Source organism: Halomonas sp. BC2 (genome assembly GCF_002078115.1).
In the GTDB taxonomy this organism is placed as follows: Bacteria; Pseudomonadota; Gammaproteobacteria; order Pseudomonadales; family Halomonadaceae; genus Vreelandella; species Vreelandella stevensii.
Genome location: NZ_LFGT01000016.1, coordinates 71,058 through 97,221 on the forward strand (window position 1 = coordinate 71,058; position 26,164 = coordinate 97,221).

The following is a 26,164-nucleotide window of genomic DNA, read 5'->3' on the forward strand; positions in this document are numbered from 1 at the left end:
TGGTGTGCCATTTCGTGCTGGCGCACCGCGCGGTCGGTCTGTTTGAGCTGCTCCAGCTGTTGGATCTCTTCGGGTTCCAGCGGGGTGCCGTCTGGGCGAGTGGGGCCTGCCGTTGCCGGGGTCGTTTCATCGCTGGCAGCTTTCCTCGTCGGCATCGTTTGCGCGCTGTGCTTGAGAATCGGCAGCGACCCTGGCGTTAGGCAGGGTAGGTGAAGGCCAGAGCGTGGCGCTATAGGAAGCGCTGAGTGATGAAAGATCCATGGGCGGTTACCGATGTTGAGATCGAATCCAGTATGATGAAGTATCAGCGACACTACCCGATGACGCAACGCCATGCCTTCCATTGACGTAATGATCCATTTGACGGCAGCCGAATGCCTTGCCCATTATGAAGGGCAGTATGACAACGTGCGCGTGCGCAGCGTGGATGGTCGCTGGGTGGTCTTCCCGGCCACCGCCCTGCGCCGCGTGGTGGGCCGCGACGGCGTGAATGGCGTGTTTCGGCTGTTCTTTACCGAGCAGGGTAAATTCCACGATATCGTTCCCCTGGCCCCGCATGCCTAGCTGTGCCCGCGTGGTTTTCCCTCTATAATGTAGCCGTGTGCTTCAGGCGTACCCACCTGAATGCCTGCAACCCGCCTATCCGGCAGTGGTTGCCTACTTATCAGGAGATCACCCATGTCTACCTCACCTGTCACCTTGATGGTGGCGCGTCGCGTGGCCAATGGCCGCTATCAGGACTTTATCCGTTGGCTCAATGAAGGCCGTGAGCTGGCTGCCGACTTTCCGGGCTATCTGGGCTCAGGGGTGCTGGCACCGCCTCAGGACGATGACGAATACCAGATCATTTTCCGTTTCGAAAGCGCAGCGCGACTCGCTTCCTGGGAGCACTCCGCGTCGCGCCATGCCTGGCTGCAGCGTGGCAAGGGGCTCTACGACGCGCCCCATGAGCACCGTGCCACCGGCCTGGACAGCTGGTTCAACGTGGCCCCCAATGGTGCTGCGCCGCCGCGTTGGAAGCAGGCCGTTGCCGTCTGGCTGGCCTTCTTTCCGGTCTCACTGCTGTTTCATTGGCTGTTTGGCGGCCTGTTGGCCGAGTGGACGCTGATACCGCGCGTGTTGCTCAGTACGCTGGTGCTGACGCCCGTGATGGTATTCGTATTTATTCCACTTTCAACGCGGTTACTGGCACCCTGGCTGCACGGTAAATGGTCACCAAAAGATTTGCTCCACCGTATGTGGCAACAGTACAGGGCGTGACACGCAGTGGCTCTTTTAGCCACTTTTGTAGCGGGTTGTGGTAATTGAAAACAGTCACTTAAAGATACTTTAAAGCGCACTAGAAGACGTTTTTCGAAAAGACGTAGATAATATTCTCAGTGCGCCACTCTCTCGATGGGGTTCAACGCTGTAATAGTGCTAAGCTGAAATCATTCAGCTAACGCGTGCAGTCAATGGATGCTGGCACCAGCTTGAAGGCTGCGTACCAAATCGCCTTATGGAGTCGTCATGATCCGCGTACACCACCTGGAAAAATCACGTTCTCACCGCATTCTGTGGCTATTGGAAGCTCTCGGGCTAGAGTATGACATCGAAGTCTATCAGCGTGACCCCAAAACACAGCAAGCCCCTGATGCCCTGAAAAAAGTGCACCCATTGGGCAAGTCACCCGTGATTACCGATGGCGAACTGACCGTGGCCGAGTCGGGGGCCATCATCGATTATCTGGTCAACCGCTACGGAGAAGGGCATTTTCAGCCGGGGCCAGATAAAAGTAACGAATGGGTTAACTATCGTTACTGGATGCATTATGCCGAAGGCTCTTTAATGCCGCTGTTGGTGATGGGATTGATCTTTAGTCAAATTCCTAAACAGTCGCCCTGGTTCGTCAAACCCATTGCCCAGGGTATTAGTGGCACCGTTCACAAACGCTTTCTGCAACCACAGCTGAAACAACATCTTGGCATGATCGAGTCGCACTTGAAGGCGCACGGCAATTTTGCCGGCGAGTTTCCGAGTGGCGCGGACATTCAAATGAGCTTTCCCATGCAGGCCGTGGCCGCCACCCAGTCGCTGGATGCGTTTCCGGCGATTACCGCCTTTGTGGCACGCATTGAGCAGGACTCGGCCTGGCAGCGGGTCGTGGAGCGTGCAGGGCCATTGACCATGCCCGGTGAGTGACCATTACCATGCTGTGCAACAGGGGGAGGCGTGCGAGACAGGCTGCTTGCCATGCTGTGTTGCTGACGATGGTGTTTGGGGCAGTATCGCCGCTAGCCGCTGCGCAAACGCTGCGTGTCGGGGTGTATCACAACCCGCCTAAGCTGTTCACCGATGACCAGGGGCAATTGCGTGGTGTGTTGGGTGAGCTGCTTACGGCAATGGCCCTGAAAGAGCAGTGGCAGCTGGAAAGCGTCCCGTGCGATTTTCAGCAGTGCCTGACGCTGCTGGAGCAGGATGATATCGACCTGTTGCCGGACCTGGCGTGGAGCGAAGAGCGTGCCCAGCGCTTCGCCTTTCATGCCGAGCCGGTCATGCACAGCTGGTCACAGCTTTACCAACCCAGCGACAGCCGCGTCGAGGCCATTCTGGATCTCGAGCAGCAGCGTGTGGCGGTGGTGGAGGGCTCTATCCAGCAAAGCTACCTGATGACCGTGACGCAGCGCTTCGATATCGACGTGATGTGGCTGCCAGTGGATAGTTTTGCGGCGGGCTTCCAGGCAGTCGCGCTGGGCGATGCCGATCTGGTGGCGTCCAATCATCTGTTCGGCGACTGGCGAGCCAACGATTACGGGCTGCGTGAAACCCCTATCATCTTCCAGCCTTCACGGCTCTTTTATGCCGCCTCGCCTGGTTTGGATGCCCATATCCTGGAGCGCATCGACGCTACTCTGGTGGAGTGGAAAAACGACGCGGCGTCGACGTACTACGAGACCCTGAGTGCCTGGCGGGCGCATGGCCCGCCTGCTCCTCTGGCGCCCGGGTGGCTATGGTGGCTCGGCGGTGTGTTACTGGTGGTGCTGGTGATCGCCCTGGCGGGTAATGTGCTGTTGCGCCGCCGCGATAGCCTCAATCGGCAGCAGCTCACCACTCACGAACATATGCTGTCCAGTATTCTGGATAGTGTCGATGCTTATATTTATATCAAGACACCTGATCTCAAATATCGCTACGTCAACCATCAGATTTGTCATCTGTTCGACCGGCCTGTCGAGCAGATCGTCGGTCAGGGGGACGATGCTTTTTTCGATGCGGCCAGCGCTGCAGAAATGGCTGAAGTGGACCGCCAGGTGCTGGCCACAGGCCAGAAAACAACGGTCGAAGAGCACAACGTGCTGCAGGGAGAGGAGCGGGTGCGCACCTTCCTGTCGGTCAAAATGCCGTTGATCATGTCACCGGGGGAAGCGCCTAGCCTGTGCGGTATTTCCACCGAGCTGACCGACTATCTGGAGATGCAGTCGCGCACTCATCGGCTGGCCTTTTATGATGCCCTGACCGGCTTGCCCAACCGTCGCCTGCTGCTCGAATCGCTGGCCGAGGCCACCCACTGCCCGTCCGGGGGCTATAGCGCCCTGCTGATCGTAGACCTCGACAATTTCCGGCTGGTCAACGACATTCAGGGCCACGACAGCGGCGACCAGCTGCTCATCAACGTGGCGGAAAACCTGCAGCAGCGCTTGACCGAGGACGCCACCCTGGCACGCTTCAACAGCGATGAGTTCGTGATTCTGATCAATCGGCTGGGAGAGCAGCAGCATGACGCTGCTTCCTACGTCGAGCGCGTGGCCCGCCAACTGCTGGATAACATCTCCCAGTTACGCAACGACCGGGCACTCCCCATTACGGCCAGCGTGGGCATTACCCTCTTCAACGGCGCTGGCAACCCCATGAACGGCGTGTTGCAACAGGCCGACATGGCGCTGCAGCAAGCCAAGTCAGCCGGTGGCAATACGCTGCGTTTTTTCAATGTGGATATGCAGACCAGCGTGCTGGAGCGGGCAAGCCTGGAAGGCGATCTGCATCAGGCGCTGCAGCGCCAGGAGCTGGCGCTGCATTATCAGGTACAGGTGGATCATCAGGGAGTGACGACCGGCGTGGAAGCGCTGCTGCGCTGGTACCACCCCCAGCGTGGCTGGGTGTCGCCGGGCACGTTCATTCCGCTGGCCGAAGAGAACGGCCTGATCGTGCCCATTGGCTATTGGGTCTTGCGATGTGCGTGCGAGCAGTTGGCCAAGTGGTCGCACCAGCCTGCTTACGCCGCATTGACCATCTCGGTGAACGTCAGCTCGGTGCAGTTCCAGCAGCCCGAGTTCGTGCGCAACGTGGAGGCTCTGCTGGCCGAAACCCAGGCGCCGCCTGGGCGGCTGGTATTGGAAGTGACCGAGAGCCTGTTGATGCGCGAGCCGACGCGGATGCGCAATACCATGCTCAAATTGAGGGCCCAAGGGATTCGCTTTGCGCTGGATGATTTCGGCACCGGCTACTCCTCCCTGAGCTACTTGAAACGCCTGCCTCTGGATGAGCTGAAGATCGACCAGTCCTTCATTCGTGAGCTGTTGACTGACAAGACCGACGCGGCCATTGTCGATACCACTATCCTTCTGGCGGTCAGCCTCGGGCTGACCGTGGTGGCCGAAGGCGTCGAGAAAAAGGAGCAGTTGGATTGGCTAAAAGGGCACGGCTGCTACCGCTATCAGGGCTACCTGTTTGGTCGGCCTACGCCAATCGAGTACCTGTTCGAATCCTACTAGCCTGGCACAGGCACCCATCGCAAAACGCCCACCCCGGTGGGGGGTGGGCGTTGTCAGAACGGTGGCCGCCACCGTCAGCGCTCAGCCGTATACCGAAAAGCTGCCTGCATTGAGCCACAGGTGGGCGATAATACTGGCGATGTAGCCCAGCAAAATGACCGGTGCCCAGCGCAGGTGTCCCATGAAGGTGTAATAGCCGCGCGCCTGACCCATGACGGCCACGCCAGCGGCCGAGCCAATCGACAGCAGGCTACCCCCGACCCCAGCCGTCAGCGTCATCAGCAGCCAATGGCCGTGTGACATGTCCGGCTGCATGGTGAGTACGGCGAACATCACCGGGATGTTATCCACCACCGCCGAGACCACGCCTAACGTGATATTCGCCCAGGTGGCGTCCCAGTTGGTATATAGCGCGTCCGAGAGCAGCCCCAGGTAACCCATGAAGCCCAGCCCGCCCACGCACATGACCACCCCGTAGAAGAACAGCAGCGTATCCCACTCGGCGCGGGCCACACGGTTGAAGACGTCGAAGGGCACCACGCCACCCAGCTGCTCCAGCTTTTTGTTGTCGCCCATGCGGCTATAGCGCTCGCGCTTGCGCTCCAGCGAGCGAGGCAGGCTTTTGCGCAGGTAGTAACCAAAGAACTGCAGGTACCCAAGGCCCGTCATCATGCCCAATACCGGCGGCAGATGGAGCAGCGTATGGCACGCGACGGCAGTGGCAATGGTGAACAAGAACAGTGCAATGATGCGCCGGGCACCGCGCTTGAGCTGCACGTCTTCATAGACGCTGTTGGGCTTCTGGTTCTTGATGAACAGGCTCATGATGACGGCCGGTACCAGGAAGTTGATCAGCGAGGGAATGAACAGGATGAAGAACTCCTGAAACTGGATCAGACCCGCCTGCCAGACCATCAGCGTGGTGATATCGCCGAAGGGACTAAAAGCGCCCCCTGCATTGGCAGCCACCACAATATTGATACATGCCAAATTGATAAAGCGTTTATCGCCTTCTGCCACTTTAGTAATAACGGCGCACATCAAAAGTGCCGTGGTCAAGTTGTCGGCAATAGGCGAAAGTATAAAGGCTAAACCACCCGTCAACCAGAATAGCGTGCGGTAATGGAAGCCTTTACGCAGCATCCATGAGCGCAGTGCATCAAAGACGCGGCGCTCTTCCATGGCGTTGATATAGGTCATGGCGACCAGCAGGAACAACATTAGCTCGGTGAACTCCAACAGCGTCACCCGAAACGCATACTCCGACGTTTCCGACATGCCGTTCTGAACGTACACCCAGCCAATGAGTCCCCATATCACCCCCGCTGCCACCAGCACGGGCTTGGACTTGCGCATGTGGATCTTCTCTTCGGCCATGACCAACGCGTAGGCCAGCACGAAGATGGTTACGGCAAAAAAGCCAATGGCAGAACTGGTCAAGTCGATCTCACCGGTCACCGCGAAGGCGGCCGGGCTTGCCAGTAGCAGCAAAGCCGCTAACAAAAAAAGCCAGCCACGAGTCCATCGGGGCTGGCCAGGGTCATGATGCAACGTCAACATGGCGTGTTTATCCTTATAATGATGAGAAGAAAGGGGTTAATAAGCCACGCCAGTTTAACAAGCTATATTGCATTGCAATACGGAATAAAACCGAATGAAAAGCGACATGACGTAAGCGATTACGTCTTTTTTTTGAAATTATCCGTTTCGCTAATAGTAAAGTACTCATAACAGTGTCAAGAGTAACGGCTGTTGGGTCCCGCCCACTGCTTTAGTCGCCAATGAGCGGGAAAACGCTCGCTAGCGGGTCGCCATGGCCTCTTCCAGCCACCCCAGCTTCATTTGCGGCACCGACGCCAGCAGCGTCTGGGTGTAGTCGTCGAAGGGCGGGGCGAGCACCTCATCACGCTGTCCATAGCGGACGACCTTGCCCTGGTGCATCACCGCGATACTGTCGGCGATGGCTTTTACGGTGGCCAGGTCGTGGGTAATGAACAGATATGCCACGTTCTCTCTTTCCTGCAGACGCAGCAGCAGCTTCAGAATGCCGTCGGCCACCAGCGGGTCGAGCGCACTGGTCACTTCGTCGCAGATGATCAGCTTGGGCTTGGCCGCCAGGGCGCGGGCAATACAGACCCGCTGTTTCTGCCCCCCGGACAGCTCGGCGGGGTAGCGGTCGATGAAGCTTTCTCCCAGTTCGATCTCATCGAGCAGTTCGATGACCCGTTGGCGTCGCGCCTTGCCTTTCAGGCCGAAATAGAACGTCAGCGGGCGGCCGATGATGGTTTCCACCGTGTGGCGTGGGTTCATGGCCACATCGGCCATCTGGTAGATCATCTGCAGTTCACGCAGCGTCTCCTTGCCGCGCTCGCCCAGGGTGTTGGGCAGGGCCCGGGACTGGAAGCTGACCTGCCCCTGGTTGGGCGGCAGCAGTCCGGTGATCACCCGAGCCAGGGTCGATTTGCCCGACCCGGACTCCCCGACGATGGCCAGCGTCTGGCCAGGGCTGACCGCCATGCTGACCTCGTGAAGCACGTTGCCTGCGCTGTTGCTGTAGGCGGCGCTGACCTGCTCGATGGCCAGAACCGGCGTTTCTTCCGGCGTCTTGGCGGCATGATCGATGGAGCGCACCGAGACCAGCGCCTGGGTGTAGGGCTCTTGAGGGGCCTCGATGATCTGCCGCGTCGGGCCGTACTCCACCATGGCGCCGTGACGCAGCACCATGATGTCGTCCGCCACTTGGGCCACCACGGCCAGGTCGTGGGTGATATACAGCGCGCCCACTCCCGTCTTGCTGATGGCATGCTTGATGGCGGCCAGAACGTCGATCTGGGTCGTCACATCCAGTGCGGTGGTCGGCTCATCGAAAATGATAAGGTCGGGCTCGGGGCACAGCGCCATGGCCGTCATGGCCCGCTGCAGCTGGCCGCCGGAGACCTGATGCGGGTAGCGGCTGCCAAAGTGTTCCGGGTCAGGAAGGCCCAGTTGGCGGAACAGCTCCACGGCGCGCGCTTCGGCTTCCTTGCGGCTGGCCAGGCCGTGGAGCAGGGTGGTCTCGATGACCTGTTCCATCAGCGTATGGGCAGGGTTGAACGCGGCGGCGGCCGACTGGGCCACGTAGCACACTTCTTTGCCGCGCAGCTGGCGCAGCGCCTTGGGCGAGCCGTCGAGAATGTTGCGGCCGTTGACCCAGACTTCGCCGTCCAGGCGTATGCCGCCCCGGCCATAGCCAGCCGGCGACAGGCCGATGGTGGACTTGCCTGCCCCGGATTCGCCGATCAGCCCCAGCACCTTGCCGCGCTCCAGCGTCAGGTCGACCCCTTTGACGATGTTGATCTCCTGGGGCGGCTCGCCGGGCGGGTAGGCCGTGGCATCGATGGTCAGGTTGCGAATCGTCAACAGCGTATCAGCCACTGCGGCCTCCTTTCAGGTCGGTGGTGTGGCGCAGGATCCAGTCGGCCACCAGATTGACCGAAATCGCCAGCACGGCAATGGCGGCGGCGGGAATCAGGGCGGCGGGAACGCCGAACACGATGCCCTGTCGGTTTTCGCGCACCATGCTGCCCCAGTCGGCTTCCGGAGGCTGTACCCCCAGGCCCAGAAACGACAGCGACGATAAGAACAGCACGGCAAAAATGAACCGCAGGCCCAGCTCGGCCACCAGGGGCGTCAGCGCATTGGGCAGAATCTCGCGAAAGACGATCCAGCGTTTGCCTTCACCGCGTAGCCGTGCGGCTTCCACGTAATCCATCACGTTGATGTTGACCGCCACGGCGCGGGAGATACGAAACACGCGCGTGGAGTCCAGCACCCCCATGATCAGAATCAACATGAGAAGGGTGCTGGGCATGACCGACAGGATCACCAGCGCAAAGATCAGTGTGGGAATCGACATCACGATATCGACCCCTCGGGAAATCAGCTGGTCTATCCAGCCGCCATAGACGGCCGCCAGAATGCCCAGCACCGAGCCAATCGAAAAGGCCAGCGCCGTGGCCAGGGCGGCAATGGTAATGGTCGTACGGGCACCGTAGATCAGCCGCGAGAGTAAGTCGCGGCCCAGGTTGTCGGTGCCCAGCAAAAACTCGGCAGACGGGCCCATCCACATGTCGCCGACGCTCTCGGACATGCTGTAGGGCGCCAGCCAAGGGGCGAATATCGCCATGATCAAGAAGCTGAAGGTCAGCAGCAGCCCGACCAGCGCGGTCACGGGCATGCGCTTCAGCAGCGTTAAGGGTTTCGACATGGTGTTACGTTCCTGTCTGGTCACTGTGGCCTGGCAAGCAGCCGGTCATTTGGGATGACGCAGGCGTGGGTTGGTCAGGATGGCAATGATGTCGGCCAGCATATTGAGTCCGATGTACACCGCCGCAAAGATCAGTCCCACCGCCTGGACCACCGGGACATCGCGCTTCGAGACGTGGTCGATCAAGTACTGCCCCATGCCTGGGTAGACAAAAATCACCTCGACCACCACCACGCCGACGATCAGGAAGGCGAGGTTCAGCATCACCACGTTGACCACCGGCGCGATGGCATTGGGAAACGCGTGGCGGGCAATGATGCGAAACGAGCCCAGCCCCTTGAGCTCGGCGGTTTCGATATAGGGCGACTGCATCACGTTGAGAATGGCGGCCCGAGTCATGCGCATCATGTGGGCCAGAATCACCAGTGTTAACGTGGCCGCAGGCAGTGCGATGGCGTGCAGCCGTTCCCCCAGGCTCATGCCGCCATGCACCGTGGAGACGCTGGGAAACCAGTTGAGCTGGACGGCGAACAGGTAGATCAGCAGGTAGCCGATAAAGAATTCCGGCAGGGAAATGGCGGTCAGCGTGGAGCCGGAAATCACCCGGTCCGGCCAGCGGCTCTGGTAGCGCACGGCGACCAGCCCCAGCAGGATGGCCAGCGGCACTGCAACGATCGCTGTCCAGAAGGCTAGAAACAGCGTGTTGCCTGCGCGGCCCCAAAGAGACTGGGCGATATCCTGACGGTTGGACAGGGCAGTGCCTAGATCGCCTTGCAGAATGCCGCCCAGCCAGTCGATGTAGCGTGACCAGGCGGGCTGGTCGAGGCCCAGTTCTCTGCGCAGGTTGTCGACGGCCTGGGGCGTGGCGCTTTGCCCCAGAATCGACTGGGCCACGTCGCCGGGCAGCATCTCGGTGCCCGCGAAAATCAGCACCGACACGGCCAGCAGGAGCAAGAGGCCCAGCGCCAAGCGCTGGGCAATCAGTTTAAGGACAAAAGAGTTCATGGCAGCCTTCCGGGTTATGACGTCAACCAGCACTTCGAAAGCGCAAAGCCTGCCATCATTTCGCCCATCGGGTTGGCTGACCAGCCGCCCACGTTGTCCAGAGTGGCCTCGATGTAGTCATTGAACATGGGCAGAATCAATCCGCCTTCGTCGCGGACGATCATGGCCATGTCGTGGTACAGCTCGCTGCGGCGGTCTGTATCCAGCTCGCCGCGTGCTTCGCGGGCCAGGGCATCGAAGTCCTCGCGGAAGAAGCGGGTGTCGTTCCAGTCGGCGCTGGAAATGTACGCTGTGGAGTACATCTGGTCCTGGGTGGGGCGGCCGCTCCAGTAGGAGGCGCAGAAGGGCTGCTTGTTCCACACTTCCGACCAGTAGCCGTCGCTGGGCTCGCGGCGGACTTCCATGTTGATGCCCGCCTGGGCGCAGCTCTGCTGAAACAGCTGTGCGGCATCCACGGCACCGGGAAAGGCCACGTCGGAGGTGCGCAGCACGATGGGGCTGTCGTGGCCGGATTTCTTGTAGTGATAGCTGGCCCGCTCGGGGTCGAATTCCCGCTGGGGAATGCTGTCGGGAAACAGCGGGTAAGCGGCGTTGATGGGGAAATCGTTGCCCACGCTGCCATACCCGCGCAGGATACGCTCGACCATGTCTTCGCGGTTGATGGCGTACTTCAGGGCCAGTCGCAGGTCGTTGTTATCGAACGGCGCCGTGTCGCAGTGCATGGGGAAGACATACTGAGCACGCCCGGAAGTGTTGTTGATCACGATGTTGGGCAGGCGCTGCACCATGTCCACCACCCGCGGCTCGACCCGGTTGATCATGTGCACCTGACCGCTCTGCAGCGCCGAGATGCGCGCCGTCGGGTCGTTGATGATGGTGATCTCGATCTGGTCGGCGAAGCCGTACTCGTCCGGGTTCCAGTAGCCATCGAAACGCTCGGCGATCTGACGCACGCCGGGCTGGAACTCCACCACTTTGTAGGGGCCGGTGCCGATGCCAGCGGCCGGGTCCTGCTTGCCACCACCCGGCTGAATCATCAGGTGGTAATCGGAAAGCAAAAACGGCAGGTCGGCATTGGGTTCCAGCGTGACGATGGTGACTTCGTAGGTGTCCGTGGCGCGAATCGACTCGATGCCGCGCATGATGCCCAGCGCACCCGACTGCGAGCTCTCGTCCGAATGGCGCTCCAGCGTGGCCACGACGTCGTCGGCGGTCATCTCCTGGCCATCGTGGAACAGCACGCCACGGCGCAGCTTGAAGACCCAGGTCTTGGCATCCGAGGAAGAGTCAATGCTTTCCGCAAGGCGGGGTACCAGCTCGCCTTCTGGTGAAACATTGGTCAAGGCTTCCCCCCAGGACTGCCCGAAGGAGTGCTGCACCTGGCTGGTCCAGCTGGCCGGGTCAAGGCTGTCCGTCGACTCTCCGCCTTGCATACCGGCGCGCAGAATACCGCCGCGTTGAGGAGTGCCCGTGCTGGCCAATACCTGGCTGGAGAGCAGCGAGCCAGCAAAGGGCGCGGCAATGCCCAGAGCCATGGCGCGACGCATGAAGTCGCGGCGCGACAGCTGGCCGCGTTTTGCTTGCTGGGTGAGAGACTCGAGTGTTGGATGCATGGTGTGTTCCCTTGATGGATTAATGATGAGGCCGTGCGATAGTCAACTCGTCATAGTCACGAATCACGTGATCCGCGTGGGTGAGATGGGAGCCGTCCAGGTGAGGAGCGGCGCAGATACCGATACCGGCCAGCAGACCGGCGGCTTGACCCATGGCCATGTCGCCATTGGAGTCGCCGATGATCAGCGTACGTTGCGGCGACGTGCCCAACTGTTCGCAGGCGAGTAGCGCCATCTCCGGGTAGGGCTTGCCGCGCGACACTTGATCATGCCCCAACACGACAGAGAACGCATCGGCCAGCGAGAGCAGCTTTAAATGCAAATGCGCGTTGTGGGCGTCATCGGAGGTGACCACGGCCAGAGAAATGCCTGCCTGCCGGGCCTGCGCTACGAAGTTCATCAGGCCCTTGACGGGGGTCACGCAGTTGGGCCAGTCCAGCGTGTCGGCCAGGCGGGCGATGGCATCGTGGGACAGCTGAGTAGCGTCGTTCCAGGCGACGCCCGACTCGAACAGGCTAAGCGAGACGATGGTGGCAATATCGTCCAATGAGCCAATGGTCAACGGGCCGGTGGGGTCCCACAGGCGCTGCTCAGGATCGATGCCGACCTTGGGGTAGAGCGCGTGGTGCGATAGCGCGTGTGCCTCGGGAAGGCTTTGGTTAAGGGTCGTGACCAGCTGGTCGAACCAGCCAATCCAGAGGTCGCCGAAATTGAGCAGCGTACCGTCCTTGTCGAACAAAATGGCATCGATATCGTAAATCGCGCCGTGCAAGGTGAGTTGGGGCATAAAGTGTCAGGGCTGTGATGCAGCCATCTCATGAAGGTGACAATGGCACATAGGTTACACGGGTTTCATGACACTAGCCGTGTCAGGCAGCGTGAAAATCACCCAAACCATTACCAAGGATTTTTTTTGAACGTTCAATTGAAAATAAAAATTTATCCTGAGCATTCCTATCGTTGATGTCAAGTGGAAGGGTTCGCAGGGGTTGGCCAGTCACGTCTACATGATCAGTTTGACCGATGAGCAGGTCGAGCGCACAGGGGCCGTACGCCAGATCATTCCCGGCGGTACTTACCCAGGCATCGACAAGCGGGTAGTGACCACGTCGTCGCCAGTCTTCGCGCTTGCCACGGTGCACATGGACGAAGACGTGGCCTACCGGTTGACCAGGACATTCTGGGAGCAGCAGGCCGCGTTGACGGAGACATCCGCCTGGTGGGGCAGCGTGACCGCTGAACTGCTGGCCCATCTGCCGGTGGACCTGCACCCCGGAGCGTTGCGCTACTATGAAGAAGCCGAGGTCGAACTACCGGAAGCGTTGCGTTAGAACACCGTGAAGCTCAGAGCAATATAAGCGCCATATCCTGCCAGCAGCGCCGCCGCTTCCCCGCGTGAAAGGCGCATGCCGGTATACAGGAACAGCAGCAGCAGGCTTGCCGAGCCCAGCATGACCCACTGGTCGAACTGACCGACGCGCGCGGCGATGGGCAGGGGTTGCAGCAGGGCGGAAATACCCAGTATGCCCAGCACGTTAAAGATATTGCTGCCCAGGATGTTGCCAACGGCAACGTCGGCATGGCGGCGCAGGGCTGCAATGACTGATACCGCCATTTCCGGTAGTGAGGTGCCCACCGCGACAATGGTCAAGCCAATCACCGCTTGCGAAATACCCACGGCCTGCGCCAGCCCGATGGCGCCGTATAGCAGCAGCTGCGAGCCACCAATCAGCATGCCTAGCCCGACGACCAGCGCCATGACGATCATGCCGGTAGACGTGGGGACCGCCGACACTTCTTCGGCTTCAGCGCTGTGCATCTCACCGGCAGGTTGCGGCACATTGCGCTCGGTATGATAGGCCCACACCAGGTAAGCGGCCAAAGAGGCCAGTAGCAGCAAGGCCTGCCATACCCCCAATGCTCCCCCCCATGAGAGCACGATGAAAAGCACGCTGGCCGCCACGACGACGACGCCATCCCGGCGCAGTGCCAATGGTTGTACGGTCATGGGGCAGATGGCGGCACACAAGCCCAGAATCAGCAAGATGTTGCCGATGTTGCTGCCCACGATATTGCCCACGGCAATATCCGGCTGTTGACGAAGCGCTGCGTCCATCGACACCACCAGCTCGGGCGCGGAGGTACCAAAACCCACCACTACCAGCCCGGTCAATAACGGAGAAACTCCCATGCGTTGGGCACTGGCGACGGCTCCACGAATGAGCGCTTCACCGCCCAGAAACAGTAACCCAATCCCTGCCAGCAGGCTCAGCCCATACAGCATGGTGTCGCTTCCTTGTTCAATGGCCCGACCTGGTATCAGACCTCATGTTGTCAACATAGCGGGATTGAAAAGGGTTGCAACGTCCTTGCTTGATGGCTCACTCGCGCACCGGGAAGGTGGGGTAGGCCTCCAGTAAAAGCCCTAATTCGTTGCATACGAAGCGTGGCTCGATCCACTGGCTCAGATGCTCATGCACATAGTGCAGAAAGCGCTGAGCAGTGGGGGGCAAGCGCTGGTCGTTGCGCACGATGAACTGCCAATGGCTTTCGATGGGCAAGCCAGCGATGGAAAGTACAGCCAGTTCGGAGTGCTCGTTGGGCAGCACGTGCTCTGACAATACCGCTACCCCCATGTCGGCGGCCACGCCCACGCGAATGGCTTCGTTACTGGCCATTTGCAGGGTCTTGCGCATGGTCAGGCCATGCTCCTGTAACCAGCTTTCCAGCAGCATGCGCGATGCCGAGCCGGGCTCGCGGAGCAGCAGGCGCTCACCGAGCAGTTGCTCCATGGTCACGTTTGGCTGGCTGGCCAGCGGATGATGGGCGGCAGCAATGGCCACCAGCGGGTTGCGCATGAAGCGGGCCGCCACGGCGTGGGCCAGGGCAGGGGGGTGGCTGAAGATATACAAGTCGTCTTCGCGCCGCTCGAAGCGAGCCAGGACCTGCCGCCGATTGCCGATATTGACGGTGACGTCCACCTCGGGGAACGCGTGGCTGAACGGGCCCAGCAGGCGCGGCAGCACGTATTGCGCCGTGTTCACCAAGGCAATGCTGAAGCGCCCCTTGCTGCCATATTGCAAATCGCTGAGCTGGTCCGCGAAATCATCGAAGCGCCCCAATACGTCACGGCTGGCCTGATACAGCGCCTGGCCCGTGGCGGTCATGGTCAGCCCTTGAGCGTGGTGTTCCAGCAGCGGGCTGCCAATGGCCTCGCTCAGCCGCTTCAACTGCTGCGACACGGTGGGTTGTGTCAGGTGCAGCTGCCGGGCGGCCTCGCTGATCGAGCCATGGCGCACCACGGCGACATACACTTGCAACAGACGAAAGGTCAGATGGCGGATATTCACGAAGACAGCCTTTATACGAAGGTCAAATCGAAGGTCAAATTCAGGGTATAGAAAATCATCTATGCCGAGCATTCAATATATGATTAGTTGTCTTGCCGTGTACATCGCAAAATGCGGCCACTTTCATCCGATGGAGCAGCGGCGATGCCCGATATAGTGGTCATGTTTTTTCTACTTGGACTGTTGGCTGGCGCGGTCAAGTCCGACCTTCAGGTTCCCAAGGCCACCTACGACACGCTGAGCCTGTTGCTGATGCTGACCATTGGCCTCAAGGGGGGCATGGCGCTGCATGGCAACCTGCACTGGGGGCTGGTGCCCGAACTGATGGGCGTAGCGCTGCTGTCTGCGGTCATTCCCTTGATGTTGATGCCCGTGCTCAGGCGGTTGGTACGCCTATCGCCTGCGGACAGTGCCAGCATTGCCGCCCACTACGGTTCGGTGAGCGCAGGTACCTTCGCCGTGGCACTGGCGTACGTGGAGGCGCGCCAGTTGGCCGTGGGCAGCGAGGTCACCCTCTATCTGGTGGCCATGGAGCTACCCGCCATCATGATCGCCATTGCCCTGTACCGGCGCTACCAGGGCGCAGCCGTCAAGGAAAGTACCAGCAAACTGTGGCATGAAACGCTCACGAACCGTGGAGTCATCCTGCTGGCGGGCGGTGTCGTCATCGGTGCGCTTTACGGCCCCTTCCAGGGCGAAGAAGTCACCAATCTGTTTACCGGTGCCTTCAAGGGCGTGTTGGCCCTGTTCCTGCTCGAAATGGGTCTGACTGCCGCCCAAACGCTGCGTCCAATGCCTTGGCATCACTGGCGGTTGGTGACCTTTGCGCTGGTCACGCCCATGGTGTTGTCGCTGATGGGGATTGCCGTGGGAGCGCTGGTCGGCCTGCCGATTGGTTCGGTGGTGATTCTCGCGGCCCTGGCCGCCAGTGCCTCGTACATCGCGGCCCCGGCCGCCATGCGGGCCGCCATCCCAGAAGCCAACATCGGCCTCGCCATGCTGGCCTCGTTGGGCATCACGTTCCCGCTCAACGTGATGCTGGGCATCCCGGTCTACCACCGGCTGATCGAGTGGCTGCTGGTGTCGTAACGCCATAGTTTCTGGGCGCTTTCACCGCGCCCAGAAACGAAAAAAGCACCCGAAGGTGCTTGATTCGAAGGGCGGGTAGGCGTTAGCCGCTGTTGGGCCTGGTCATGGTAAGCGCCACTGGCTTCCAGGCCGCCGCCATTTTGCAGCAAATCATTAACCCGCTGTTGCTTCTTGCGTTGGGTGAGTCAAGTCGTGGAAGCGAATGCCCGTGGCCTTGATGACGGCGGACATCGTACGCAGCGTCGGGTTTCCCTTGGGCGAGAGTGCTCTGTAAAGGCTCTCCCGCGACACCTCTGCGCGTTGGGCGATGGCCGCCACGCCACCCTGAGCATCCACTACGTGACGCAGTGCCATCAGGAAAGCCGACTCACCGCCGGGCTCATCCAGCTCGTCAAACGCAGCGCGCAGATAGTCCAGTGCCATGGCGGGATCTTCGCGCAACATGGCGATAACCGCCTCGTCGTGGCTTTTCATCTTTGGGTTCTCCTTCGGTGGTCGGCCAAAAACGCCTTGGCCTGCTCTATGTCGGCTTGTTGGCGTTTCTTGGTTCCACCGACCAACAGCATCACAATGCGCTTGCCTACCTTCGCCCACCGCCTTGATGTCGCCGGGGTTGCCAGCGGCCAGCCGGTTAAGGCGGGTCAGCACTCGCATGGCGGCCATTCGGTCTTTGGCTTTTACGGCGTTGACCCACGTTTGAAAGGGGTCGTGTCCGTCGGCGGTCAGGTAGTGGGTAAGCTCGATCATCGGAAAATTGTAGCTTAAAAGCTACATGCGCGGTGGCGAATTCCATTGAGCGCCATGCTGGTGTGCCAGGGAGCGCCAACGCGACGTTCAGGCCTGCCTAGGCGACTCCACTATGCAGGTTCCATTCGCGAGAGCCGTTTTGGTGGTCCTGCTTTGAGCTGATACATGGCCTTGCGCCAGAAACGAAAAAAGCACCCGAAGGTGCTTGATTCGAAGGGGGGTCTGGTGGAGGCGGCGGGAATTGAACCCGCGTCCGCCAGCACGCGCCCATTGGCTCTACATGCTTAGATTTCGTCATTTGCTTTAACGTGTCTGACTCCGACGATCAGGATTCAGCTACGCGAGCCTTCTAAAGTTTGACGGTTGGTGAGAAGACACCACCAACCGCGGTCCTATCAGCTTTAGCTCATATCCCCGCTGCGATGAATAGGCACATCACTTTGGGGCCAGACAAGAAGCTAGCAGGGTTTAAGCTGCCAGCGCGCCTTGAGCGTAGTTTTCGTCGTTTGCGACTATTTTTCGTGATGTGGTATTTACGAGATACATCACGCTCTCGGCATGCACCGCAGGGTTTGTCACCGGCGTCGAAACCATGTCGCCCCCTTGTTCAGAGCCGCATTCTAACGTGCTCGTGCCCAATTGACCAGTTATGCCTTGTTATGTTCCCGCATAATTCGGCCTTTCTGGCGATTCCAGTCGCGGTCCTTCTCGGTGGCGCGCTTGTCATGGATCTTCTTGCCCGTCACCAGCGCCAGCTCGCACTTCACCTTGTTGCGCTTCCAGTACAGCTTGAGCGGTACACAGGTGTGGCCCTTGTCCTGCGTGACCGAAAAGATCTTGGCGATCTCCTTGCGGTGCAACAGCAGTTTCCGGGTGCGGGTGGGGTCGGCTATTTCATGGGTGCTGGCCGTGTTCAGTGGCGTGATATGGCTGCCCAGCAGGTATGCTTCGCCGTTGCGAATCAAAATATAGGTGTCGGTGAGCTGCGCTTTTCCGGCGCGCATGCTTTTGACTTCCCAGCCCGCCAGTGCCAGGCCCGCTTCGAAGGTTTCGTCGATATGGTACTCAAACCGCGCCTTCTTGTTCTGGGCTATCACGCTGCTGCCGGGGCCCTTGCTGTTACCTTTCTTAGTGGCCATGGAACCTCATCGTTGATCTGTCGTTCGCACCCCCTTCGTTATGCGGGGAGGCGTGATACCATTCAAGGTCTGTAACTATGTTTCCCATGATACGCTTTGGGCACTGTGAAGTCAGCGGAGAGGTCAATGCCAACCGTCAATCGTACCGCTTTGGTGCGCCATACCCCCCAGCAAATGTTCGATCTGGTCAATGACTTCGAACGCTATCCCGAGTTCCTGCCGGGATGCCGCCGCGCGCGTCTGCTGGAAAAGGACGATCAGCACCTGGTCGGAGAAATGACTCTGGGTCGTGCGGGGGTCGAGCAAACCATCACTACGCGCAACGACCTGCACGCACCAGAGCGGATCGAGCTTTCGCTGGTCAAAGGGCCCTTCAAGCAGCTCAAAGGCCGCTGGCTGTTCATCCCCATGGGGGATGATGCTTGCAAGGTCAGCCTGGAAATGGAGTTCGTATTCGCCAATCGGTTGCTGAGCATGGCATTTGGCAAACTGTTCCAGCAGATTGCCGGGCAACTGGTCGATGCCTTCACCAAGCGCGCCAACGAACTGTATGGCCGTTGATGACATTGCTGTCGAGGTAGCCTTCGCGCTGCCTCACAAGCAGCGTATCGTCGCGCTGAAGGTACCCAGCGGCACCACTGCCAGAGCAGCCGTTGCCATGGCCGACCTGCCCAGCCTGTTTCAGGAACTGCCCGCCGAGACCTTCGAGCAGGCGCCGCTGGGCATCTTCGGCAAGGCGTTGCGCCACCCCGATAAGGAGCCGCTGCGCGAAGGCGACCGGGTAGAAGTCTACCGGCCGCTGCAGATCGACCCCAAAGCGGCCCGCCTGGAGCGGGCCAAACGTCAGGCCAGCGGCCAGTGACCGCTATTGGCTGATGGGCACCGGCTGAGGTTCTGGCGCGGTCTCAGGGGTGGGAGCCTGTTGGGTCGGCAGCGTTCTGTCCATGGGCTCGGTGCCCTCTACGGCAGGGCCCATGCCACGGTCGGAGCTGATCGGCAGGTCGCCGGACAGATCACCTTGTTGCTCGACGTTCACCAAGCGGCCTGAATTATCGAACGTGAGCGTGACGCGGCGCTGTTCGACACCCCCGTATGCCTTGTCCAGGCGGTACACGTAGTCCCACTGGCGGGCGTCGAAGGGGGCTTCCAGCAGCGGCCTGCCCATCACATAGGTAACCTGTTCCTGGGTCATGCCCGGCTGGAGCTGGCTGACCATCTCCTGGGTGACCAGGTTGCCCTGGGGGATGTCGCGCTTGTACACGCCGACGTAACTGCAGCCGCTAACGACGGTCAGGGCAACGGAAAGAGTAATGATACGAGTCAATTTTTGCATTTGAGCCTGTTCTTCACTATCGTGGTTTCGGTCGATGATACCCGACCTAACCTGTTACTGCGAAGAGCAACCATGGCCGATCAGAACCATGAACTACGCAAAGCCGGGCTGAAAGTGACCCTGCCGCGCGTCAAGATCCTGCAGATTCTCGAAAATGCTTCGGGCCAACACCACCTTAGCGCAGAAGAAGTGTATAAAACACTGATTGATGCGGGCGAGGATGTTGGTCTGGCGACCGTCTACCGCGTGCTGACTCAGTTCGAGTCGGCAGGCCTTGTGATTCGTCACAATTTCGACGGTGGCCATGCGGTCTTCGAGATGACCCAAGAAGACCACCATGACCACATGGTGTGTCTGGAAAGCGGTGAAATCATCGAGTTCGTCGATGACATCATCGAGCGTCGCCAGCAAGAGATCGCCGAAGAGCACGGCTACGAGCTAGTGGACCACGCTCTGGTGCTGTACGTACGCCCCCGTGGGTCGGACGTCACGCGCCAGGACAGTGGCCCCACGAACCGCAAGTAGTCCGCTGCTACATGAAAACGCCCTTGGGGTGCCAGAGCAGTTCATCTGGCGCCTCAGGGGCGTTTTTGTAGACAGTGCTCGGTATGAGTTTGGTTGAGTTTGGTTGAGTTTGGTTGTGCTTAGTGAGGAGGGCGCTGGCTGGCGTGCAGCATCTCACGTGCATGGGCCAGGGTCTGGTCGGAAAGCGTAACCCCGCCCAGCATGCGGGCCAGTTCGCTGATGCGGCCTCGCTCGTCCAGCAGTGCCATGTGGGTCAAGGTGGTATCGCGTTTGGCGCGTTTTTCGATGTGCAGATGCTGATGCGCCTGGGCGGCCACCTGCGGCAGGTGGGTCACGGTCATCACCTGGCCGTTTTCGCCCAGCTTGCGCAGCAGCTGGCCGACGATTTCGGCCGTCGCACCGGAAATACCCACGTCCACTTCATCGAAGACCAGGCTGGGAATGGTGGAGTGCGAGGCCGCCACGACTTGAATGGCCAAACTGATGCGCGACAGTTCACCGCCGGATGCCACTTTCGCCAGTGGGCGCGCAGGCTGGCCAGGGTTGGCGCTGATCAGGAACTGGACGTGATCCAGCCCTTCTGGGGTGGGCGTGTCGCGAGGGGTAACGTCGACATCGAAACGCGCTTTGCCCATGGCCAGAAAAGCCAGCTGCTGCTGGACTTCCTTGCCCAGCCGCACCGCCGCCTTTTGGCGAGCGTCACTGAGCAGCTTGGCATCGTTGCGGTAGCGCTCGCGGTAGTCGGCCACCTGGCTGCTCAGGGCCTCCAGATCATCATCGCTGGCTTCCAGTTGCGCCACTTCCTGGCGTAGCTGGGCATGCAGAGCGCAGATTTCCTCCGGGGCGACATGGTGCTTGCGCGCAATGCGGTGCACGTCGCCCATGCGCTCCTCGACCCAGGCCAGGCGCTCGGGGTCCAGTTCGGTGGTGCTGGCCAGGCGCTGTAGCTCGCTGGCGGCTTCTTCTACCTGAATGCGTGCATCGCTGAGCATGGCCAGGGTGTTGGCCAGCGTACCCTTGTCGCTGCCGGGCAGGGCGCTCAAGTGTGCGTAGGCCTGGTTCAGCAACGACAGCGCACCGCCCTCATCGCTTTCACAGCAGTCGGCGGCAAACTGGGTTTCTCGCAGGGTCTCTTCCGCGTGGGCCAGCGTGTGCTGCTCTTCTTCCAGGGTTTGCAGCTCGCCTTCGGCGAGGCCCAGCTGGTCGAGCTCTTCCACCTGGTAGCGCAACAGCTGGCGCTTGGCCTCTACCTCGCTGCCCTCTTCACTGAGCTTTTTCAACCGACGACGGGCATTGCGCCATTCACGGTAAGTCTCGGCCAACTTTTGGCTGCGCTCACCAAGCCCGGCGTAGTCATCCAGTAGCGCCAGGTGGGTTTCTTCGCGCATGAGCGCCTGGTGGGCGTGCTGGCCATGAATTTGAATCAGCTGTTCACCCAGCGATTTCAGGTCGGCAATGGTGGCCGGGTGGCCGTTGATCCATGCTTTGGAGCGCCCGCTGGCGGTAACGACGCGGCGTAACAGGCACTCGTCGGCAGGCAGTTCTCGGGCCTGCAGCCACTCGATGGCGGCGGGCAGGTGTTGAATGTCGAAGCGGGCGGAAAGGTCGGTGCGCTCGCAGCCGTGGCGCACGCTGCCTGCGTCGGCGCGCTCGCCCAGGCAGAGCCCCAGCGCGCCCAGCAGTATGGATTTACCCGCCCCGGTTTCCCCCGTGATGGCGGTCATGCCACGGCTGAGGTCGAGTTCAAGGCGGTCAACAATCGCGTAATCCTGGATCGCTAGCTGTGTCAGCATGAGGCCTCCTGAGGCGGTGCATCCCGAGTGCTGGATACTTATCCAATAATTGTTGTTTTATACAGTAGTCGATAACTCACTTCAATGCCCCTCTTGAGATGGCTTTGATGGCCCCCATATAGCTTTTATCCGTGGTCTAAATCCCGCGAATCAACTCAGGTGGCCGCCAACGGCACCGCTACGTATTTCAGGAGCAAGGCATGGCTAAAGAACCGCAAACCCCGTTGGATGAAGAGCTGGCGCGTCAGGAGCAGGAAGCCGAAGTCACGGAGCCAACGGCAGAAGAACGCCTGGTAGAAGGCGAGCTGGAAGGGCTGATCGAAGACGAAGCAGTACTCGATGGCAGCGTAGGCAACCCTGAAGCCGACGTGCTGGCCGCCCAGGTAGAAGAGCTGGAACAGAGCCTGGCCCAGGCCAAGGACCAGGCCCTGCGCGCCGCCGCTGAAGCACAGAACGTGCGCCGTCGCGCCGAGCAAGAGGCCGAAAAGGCGCGCAAGTTTGCGCTGGAGAAGTTCGTCAAGGAACTGCTGCCCGTCGTGGACAGCCTGGAGAAAGCCCTGGAAAGCATGCAGGAAGACGCTTCCGACGTGCATCGTGAAGGCGTCTCCATGACTCTGAAGATGCAGCTGGGCGTGCTGGCCAAGTTTGGCGTCGAAAGCATCGAGCCCCAGGGCGAACCCTTCGACCCGCAGATGCATGAAGCCATGGCCATGGTGCCCAATCCCGAGCTGGAGCCCAACACGGTAATGGACGTCATGCAGAAGGGTTACTCCCTGAATGGCCGTCTGGTGCGTCCCGCGATGGTGGTGGTCAGCCAGAAAGCCGGTTGATGGGATGACGCATTGCAGAAAAAAGCCCTTGAAATGCGCCAGGCGGCCCCCAAATAAAGGGCAACTCGCGAGAATGCTCGCAAACGCCTTAAACAGTTTTGACGGCGTAAACCACTAGTTTTTTGTTTCAACCGAATTCGAGGTTTTTGCTATGGGACGCATTATTGGTATCGACCTGGGCACCACTAACTCTTGTGTGGCCGTGCTCGATGGTGACAGCGCTAAAGTCATTGAAAACGCCGAAGGCGGTCGTACCACGCCTTCCATCATTGCCTACACCGATGACGGCGAAACGCTGGTAGGTCAGGCGGCCAAGCGTCAGGCCGTGACCAACCCGGAAAACACCCTTTACGCCATCAAGCGTCTGATCGGTCGTCGTTTCAAGGACGACGTCGTTCAAAAAGACATCAAGATGGTGCCGTACAAGATTGCCGAAGCCGACAACGGTGACGCGTGGGTAGAAGTCAAAGGCAAGAAGATGGCTCCCCCGCAGGTCAGCGCCGAAGTGCTGAAAAAGATGAAGAAGACCGCCGAAGACTACCTCGGCGAGCCGGTGACCGAAGCGGTCATCACCGTACCGGCCTACTTCAACGACAGCCAGCGTCAGGCCACCAAGGATGCGGGCCGTATTGCCGGTCTGGACGTCAAGCGCATCATCAACGAGCCGACTGCCGCAGCGCTTGCCTACGGCATGGACAAGTCTCGTGGTGACAAGACCATCGCGGTCTACGACCTGGGCGGCGGTACCTTCGATATCTCCATCATCGAAGTGGCCGACGTTGACGGTGAAACCCAGTTCGAAGTACTGGCCACCAACGGTGACACCTTCCTGGGCGGTGAAGATTTCGACCTGGCGCTGATCAACTATCTGGTCGACCAGTTCAAAACCGACGGCGGCATTGATCTGTCGGGCGACAACCTGGCCATGCAGCGCCTGAAAGAAGCCGCCGAGAAAGCCAAGATCGAGCTTTCCAGCGCTCAGCAGACCGACGTCAACCTGCCGTACATCACGGCAGACAACACAGGCCCGAAACACCTGAACGTCAAGGTGACCCGTGCCAAGCTGGAGTCGCTGGTAGAAGACCTGGTGCAGCGCTCTCTCGAGCCATGCAAAACGGCTCTGAAAGATGCTGGCCTGTCCGCGTCTGAAATCGACGAAGTGATCCTGGTCGGCGGCCAGACTCGCATGCCGATGGTTCAGAAGAAAGCGGCAGACTTCTTCGGTAAAGAAGCCCGTAAAGACGTCAACCCCGATGAAGCCGTCGCCGTAGGTGCCGCAATTCAGGGTGGCGTACTGGGCGGCGACGTGAAAGACGTTCTGCTGCTGGACGTCACGCCGTTGACCCTGGGTATCGAAACCATGGGTGGCGTCATGACGCCGCTGATCGACAAGAACACCACCATCCCCACCAAGAAGACTCAAACCTTCTCGACGGCGGATGACAACCAGACGGCGGTGACCATTCACGTCGTGCAGGGCGAGCGTAAGCAAGTGTCGCAGAACAAGTCGCTGGGTCGTTTCGACCTCTCCGACATTCCGCCGGCACCGCGTGGCGTACCGCAAATCGAAGTGGCCTTCGATCTGGATGCCAACGGTATCCTGAACGTATCGGCCAAGGACAAGGCGACGGGCAAAGAGCAGTCCATCGTGATCAAGGCGTCCAGCGGCCTGACGGACGAAGAGATCGAGCAGATGGTTCGCGACGCCGAAGCCCACGCCGACGAAGACAAGAAGTTCGAAGCGCTGGTGCAACTGCGCAACCAGGCGGACGGCATGATTCACGCCACCCGCAAGACCGTGCAGGAAGCGGGCGACAAGGCCACCGATGACGAGAAACAAGCCATCGAGACGGCCATCGCCGAACTGGAAGAAGCGGTCAAGACCGATGACCAGGACAACATCCAGAAGAAACTGGATGCGCTGACCGAAGCCTCTGGCCAGCTGGCGCAGAAGATGTACGCCGAGCAGGCAGACGCTGCCCAGCAGGCAGGCGCAGAAGGCGCGGAAAGCACCAACGCCAAGCAGGACGACGACGTGGTTGACGCCGAGTACGAAGAAGTCAACGACGAGCAGAAGAAGCAGTAACCCACCTCTTTCTGCCAAGGAAAGCGGTGACGCGGGAGGCAACTCCCGCGTTGCTGTTTCCGCGGCCGAGACGCCAATAGTGCGTAGCTAACCAGGAGGCGTAGGACCCATGTCCAAGCGCGATTATTACGAAGTCCTGGGTGTCGAAAAAGGGGCCGATCAGAAAGAGATCAAAAAGGCCTATCGCCGTCTGGCGCAAAAATTCCACCCTGATCGAAACCCGGACGATAACACCGCAGCGGAAAAATTCCGTGAGGTGTCTGAAGCCTACGAAGTCTTGAGCGACGGCGAAAAGCGCGCCGCCTATGACCAGTTTGGTCATGCCGGTGTGGATGGCCAGGGCGGTGGCTTTGGTGGCGGCGGCTTCGGCGGCGGAGCCGGTGATTTTGGCGACATTTTTGGCGATGTGTTCGGCGACATCTTCGGGGGCGGCGGTGGCCGTCGGCGGGGCCCCAATGCGCCCGCGCGAGGGTCCGACCTGCGCTACAACCTGGAGCTGGACCTCGAAAGCGCCGTGGCCGGTACCACGGTGGATATTCGCGTTCCGCGCCATATCGAATGTGACCGCTGTGACGGTGGCGGTGCCGAGCCAGGCTCCTCCAAGGAAAGCTGCCCCACGTGCCACGGCCATGGCCAGGTACGCATGCAGCAGGGCTTCTTTGCGGTTCAGCAGACCTGCCCCACGTGTCATGGCAGCGGCCAGCACATCAAAGTGCCGTGCCACAAATGTAATGGCGAAGGGCGTGTACGCGAAACCCGCACTCTCTCGGTGAAAATTCCGCCGGGTGTCGATACCGGTGATCGCATTCGCCTCAATGGCGAAGGCGAAAGCGGCGTGAATGGCGGTCCAGCGGGCGACCTGTACGTACAGGTGTCCATCAAGCCTCACCATATCTTCCGCCGCGACGGCAAACATCTGCAGTGCGACGTGCCGATCAATTTCGTGGACGCCGCGCTGGGAGGCGAGCTGGAAGTGCCGACGCTGGATGGACGCGTGAAGCTGAAGATCCCGCCGGAAACCCAAACCGGCAAGCTCTTCCGCCTGCGCGGCAAGGGCGTGAAGCCCGTTCGTGGCGGCGCCCCCGGCGACCTGCTGTGCAGGGTAGTGGTGGAAACGCCCGTCAATCTCAACGACGAGCAGAAAGACCTGCTTCGCCAGCTGCAAAAGAGCTTCGATGACAGCAATAGTCATAGCCACTCGCCGAAGAAGACCGGCTTCTTCGACAGCGTGAAGAAGTTCTTCGAAGAGATGAAGCCGTAAAGGTTACGGTCTGACGACCAGGGACGCCCCGGCACGGTAACGTGCCGGGGCGTCTTTGTATCTGCCTCTGGCTTCGGAAGCGTTCGCTCTGGCTCGCGGTATTTTTATTAGGCAGCTAATGGTGGGTTGGGTCAGAATGGCCCAAACGAAGATGTTTGCCGCCAGCCTAACGAAAAGGGATGTAGCCGGATGACCACGGAGGCCATGGATCGCCCTGGTTTGGGGATCGTGTTGCGGGTGCTGTCGGGGGTGCTGTTCACCGGCATGCTGGTGTGCATCAAGGCCGTCAGTGATGCGGTGCCCGTGGGACAGTCGGTGTTTTTTCGCTCGCTGTTTGCGTTGCTGCCCATCGTGGTGTTTCTGGTGCTGCGCCATGAGTTTCCGCGCGGGCTGGCG

Annotated in this window: 24 protein-coding genes, 1 other RNA gene and 1 pseudogene; 13 read left to right on the forward strand and 13 right to left on the reverse strand. The window is 60.1% G+C overall.

The window, feature by feature from the left end; genetic code table 11:
* Window positions 1–333: 333 nt before the first annotated feature.
* The 4 genes from B7L71_RS11250 (at window position 334) to B7L71_RS11265 (ending at window position 4,751) form a co-directional block, all read left to right on the forward strand.
* On the forward strand, window positions 334–564 hold the full coding sequence (locus B7L71_RS11250; RefSeq protein ID WP_081138023.1) for a DUF2835 family protein: 231 nt from the start codon (window positions 334–336) through the stop codon (window positions 562–564).
* 114 nt (window positions 565–678) lie between these two features.
* A complete protein-coding gene (locus B7L71_RS11255; RefSeq protein ID WP_081138025.1) occupies window positions 679–1,260 on the forward strand; it encodes an antibiotic biosynthesis monooxygenase in 582 nt (193 codons plus the stop codon).
* Window positions 1,261–1,509: 249 nt separating this feature from the next.
* Window positions 1,510–2,181 carry a glutathione S-transferase gene (locus B7L71_RS11260; protein WP_016915887.1) on the forward strand — a complete coding sequence of 224 codons (672 nt, stop codon included), beginning with the start codon at window positions 1,510–1,512 and terminating at the stop codon, window positions 2,179–2,181.
* Window positions 2,182–2,237: 56 nt separating this feature from the next.
* Window positions 2,238–4,751, forward strand: a complete 2,514-nt coding sequence (locus tag B7L71_RS11265; protein WP_081138026.1) for an EAL domain-containing protein — start codon at window positions 2,238–2,240, stop codon at window positions 4,749–4,751.
* Between the two features lie 81 nt (window positions 4,752–4,832).
* On the opposite strand, the gene nhaD is transcribed toward B7L71_RS11265, so the two are convergent.
* The 6 genes from nhaD to B7L71_RS11295 all read right to left on the reverse strand — a co-directional run bounded on the left by nhaD (window position 4,833) and on the right by B7L71_RS11295 (window position 12,402).
* Entirely contained in the window at window positions 4,833–6,311 is a 1,479-nt protein-coding gene (nhaD, locus tag B7L71_RS11270; RefSeq protein ID WP_081138028.1) for a sodium:proton antiporter NhaD, read from the reverse strand.
* A gap of 240 nt (window positions 6,312–6,551) precedes the next feature.
* Window positions 6,552–8,165 carry an ABC transporter ATP-binding protein gene (locus B7L71_RS11275; protein ID WP_081138029.1) on the reverse strand — a complete coding sequence of 538 codons (1,614 nt, stop codon included), beginning with the start codon at window positions 8,163–8,165 and terminating at the stop codon, window positions 6,552–6,554.
* Window positions 8,158–8,997 (reverse strand): ABC transporter permease, encoded by an 840-nt coding sequence (locus B7L71_RS11280; protein ID WP_100731973.1) that lies wholly within the window; start codon window positions 8,995–8,997, stop codon window positions 8,158–8,160. Before B7L71_RS11280 ends, B7L71_RS11275 begins: the two co-directional genes overlap by 8 nt.
* A gap of 45 nt (window positions 8,998–9,042) precedes the next feature.
* Window positions 9,043–10,002, reverse strand: coding sequence for an ABC transporter permease (locus B7L71_RS11285; protein WP_016915892.1), 960 nt, complete (start codon window positions 10,000–10,002; stop codon window positions 9,043–9,045).
* A 14-nt stretch (window positions 10,003–10,016) separates the two neighbouring features.
* Window positions 10,017–11,615, reverse strand: coding sequence for an ABC transporter substrate-binding protein (locus tag B7L71_RS11290; protein ID WP_016915893.1), 1,599 nt, complete (start codon window positions 11,613–11,615; stop codon window positions 10,017–10,019).
* A 19-nt stretch (window positions 11,616–11,634) separates the two neighbouring features.
* Window positions 11,635–12,402, reverse strand: coding sequence for an HAD family hydrolase (locus tag B7L71_RS11295; protein WP_081138031.1), 768 nt, complete (start codon window positions 12,400–12,402; stop codon window positions 11,635–11,637).
* 202 nt (window positions 12,403–12,604) lie between these two features.
* Between B7L71_RS11295 and B7L71_RS11300 the strand changes: the two genes are divergently transcribed.
* Window positions 12,605–12,946, forward strand: coding sequence for a TAXI family TRAP transporter solute-binding subunit (locus tag B7L71_RS11300; RefSeq protein ID WP_249273246.1), 342 nt, complete (start codon window positions 12,605–12,607; stop codon window positions 12,944–12,946).
* Here the strand turns inward: B7L71_RS11300 and B7L71_RS11305 are convergent.
* A complete protein-coding gene (locus B7L71_RS11305) occupies window positions 12,943–13,899 on the reverse strand; it encodes a calcium/sodium antiporter (RefSeq protein ID WP_081138034.1) in 957 nt (318 codons plus the stop codon). The two genes, B7L71_RS11300 and B7L71_RS11305, sit on opposite strands and share 4 nt — an antisense overlap.
* Before the next feature lie 97 nt (window positions 13,900–13,996).
* Window positions 13,997–14,965, reverse strand: coding sequence for a LysR family transcriptional regulator (locus B7L71_RS11310; RefSeq protein ID WP_081138036.1), 969 nt, complete (start codon window positions 14,963–14,965; stop codon window positions 13,997–13,999).
* A 144-nt stretch (window positions 14,966–15,109) separates the two neighbouring features.
* Between B7L71_RS11310 and B7L71_RS11315 the strand changes: the two genes are divergently transcribed.
* Window positions 15,110–16,054, forward strand: a complete 945-nt coding sequence (locus tag B7L71_RS11315) for a sodium-dependent bicarbonate transport family permease (protein WP_016915898.1) — start codon at window positions 15,110–15,112, stop codon at window positions 16,052–16,054.
* A gap of 153 nt (window positions 16,055–16,207) precedes the next feature.
* On the opposite strand, the gene B7L71_RS11320 is transcribed toward B7L71_RS11315, so the two are convergent.
* The 3 genes from B7L71_RS11320 to smpB all read right to left on the reverse strand — a co-directional run bounded on the left by B7L71_RS11320 (window position 16,208) and on the right by smpB (window position 17,940).
* Window positions 16,208–16,528 carry an addiction module antidote protein gene (locus B7L71_RS11320; protein ID WP_081138037.1) on the reverse strand — a complete coding sequence of 107 codons (321 nt, stop codon included), beginning with the start codon at window positions 16,526–16,528 and terminating at the stop codon, window positions 16,208–16,210.
* A gap of 496 nt (window positions 16,529–17,024) precedes the next feature.
* Window positions 17,025–17,404: a transfer-messenger RNA gene (gene ssrA / locus B7L71_RS11330) on the reverse strand.
* A 44-nt stretch (window positions 17,405–17,448) separates the two neighbouring features.
* Complete coding sequence (gene smpB / locus B7L71_RS11335) at window positions 17,449–17,940, reverse strand: SsrA-binding protein SmpB (RefSeq protein WP_039181437.1); 492 nt, start codon at window positions 17,938–17,940, stop codon at window positions 17,449–17,451.
* 126 nt (window positions 17,941–18,066) lie between these two features.
* Here smpB and B7L71_RS11340 point away from each other — a divergent pair, with 126 nt between their 5' ends.
* The gene (locus B7L71_RS11340; RefSeq protein WP_039181434.1) at window positions 18,067–18,501 is read left to right on the forward strand and encodes a type II toxin-antitoxin system RatA family toxin; all 435 of its coding nucleotides are present in this window, start codon (window positions 18,067–18,069) and stop codon (window positions 18,499–18,501) included.
* Window positions 18,491–18,802: an RnfH family protein gene (locus B7L71_RS11345; protein ID WP_016915903.1), complete on the forward strand. Its 312-nt coding sequence runs from the start codon at window positions 18,491–18,493 to the stop codon at window positions 18,800–18,802. Before B7L71_RS11340 ends, B7L71_RS11345 begins: the two co-directional genes overlap by 11 nt.
* Window positions 18,803–18,805: 3 nt before the next feature.
* On the opposite strand, the gene B7L71_RS11350 is transcribed toward B7L71_RS11345, so the two are convergent.
* The gene (locus B7L71_RS11350; protein ID WP_039181432.1) at window positions 18,806–19,273 is read right to left on the reverse strand and encodes an outer membrane protein assembly factor BamE; all 468 of its coding nucleotides are present in this window, start codon (window positions 19,271–19,273) and stop codon (window positions 18,806–18,808) included.
* Between the two features lie 72 nt (window positions 19,274–19,345).
* Here B7L71_RS11350 and fur point away from each other — a divergent pair, with 72 nt between their 5' ends.
* Window positions 19,346–19,798: a ferric iron uptake transcriptional regulator gene (fur, locus tag B7L71_RS11355; protein ID WP_016915905.1), complete on the forward strand. Its 453-nt coding sequence runs from the start codon at window positions 19,346–19,348 to the stop codon at window positions 19,796–19,798.
* Window positions 19,799–19,917: 119 nt separating this feature from the next.
* Here the strand turns inward: fur and recN are convergent, their stop codons facing one another.
* Window positions 19,918–21,591: a DNA repair protein RecN gene (gene recN, locus B7L71_RS11360; protein ID WP_081138038.1), complete on the reverse strand. Its 1,674-nt coding sequence runs from the start codon at window positions 21,589–21,591 to the stop codon at window positions 19,918–19,920.
* Window positions 21,592–21,791: 200 nt separating this feature from the next.
* On the opposite strand from recN, the gene grpE reads away from it, so the two are divergent.
* From grpE to B7L71_RS11380, 4 genes and pseudogenes are all read left to right on the forward strand, one after another.
* Window positions 21,792–22,421, forward strand: a complete 630-nt coding sequence (grpE, locus tag B7L71_RS11365) for a nucleotide exchange factor GrpE (RefSeq protein ID WP_039181424.1) — start codon at window positions 21,792–21,794, stop codon at window positions 22,419–22,421.
* Between the two features lie 151 nt (window positions 22,422–22,572).
* Window positions 22,573–24,507: a molecular chaperone DnaK gene (dnaK, locus tag B7L71_RS11370; RefSeq protein ID WP_081138039.1), complete on the forward strand. Its 1,935-nt coding sequence runs from the start codon at window positions 22,573–22,575 to the stop codon at window positions 24,505–24,507.
* A gap of 109 nt (window positions 24,508–24,616) precedes the next feature.
* Window positions 24,617–25,768 (forward strand): molecular chaperone DnaJ, encoded by a 1,152-nt coding sequence (gene dnaJ, locus B7L71_RS11375; protein ID WP_081138041.1) that lies wholly within the window; start codon window positions 24,617–24,619, stop codon window positions 25,766–25,768.
* 189 nt (window positions 25,769–25,957) lie between these two features.
* Window positions 25,958–26,164 (forward strand): annotated as a pseudogene (locus tag B7L71_RS11380) (DMT family transporter); the annotation flags it as partial.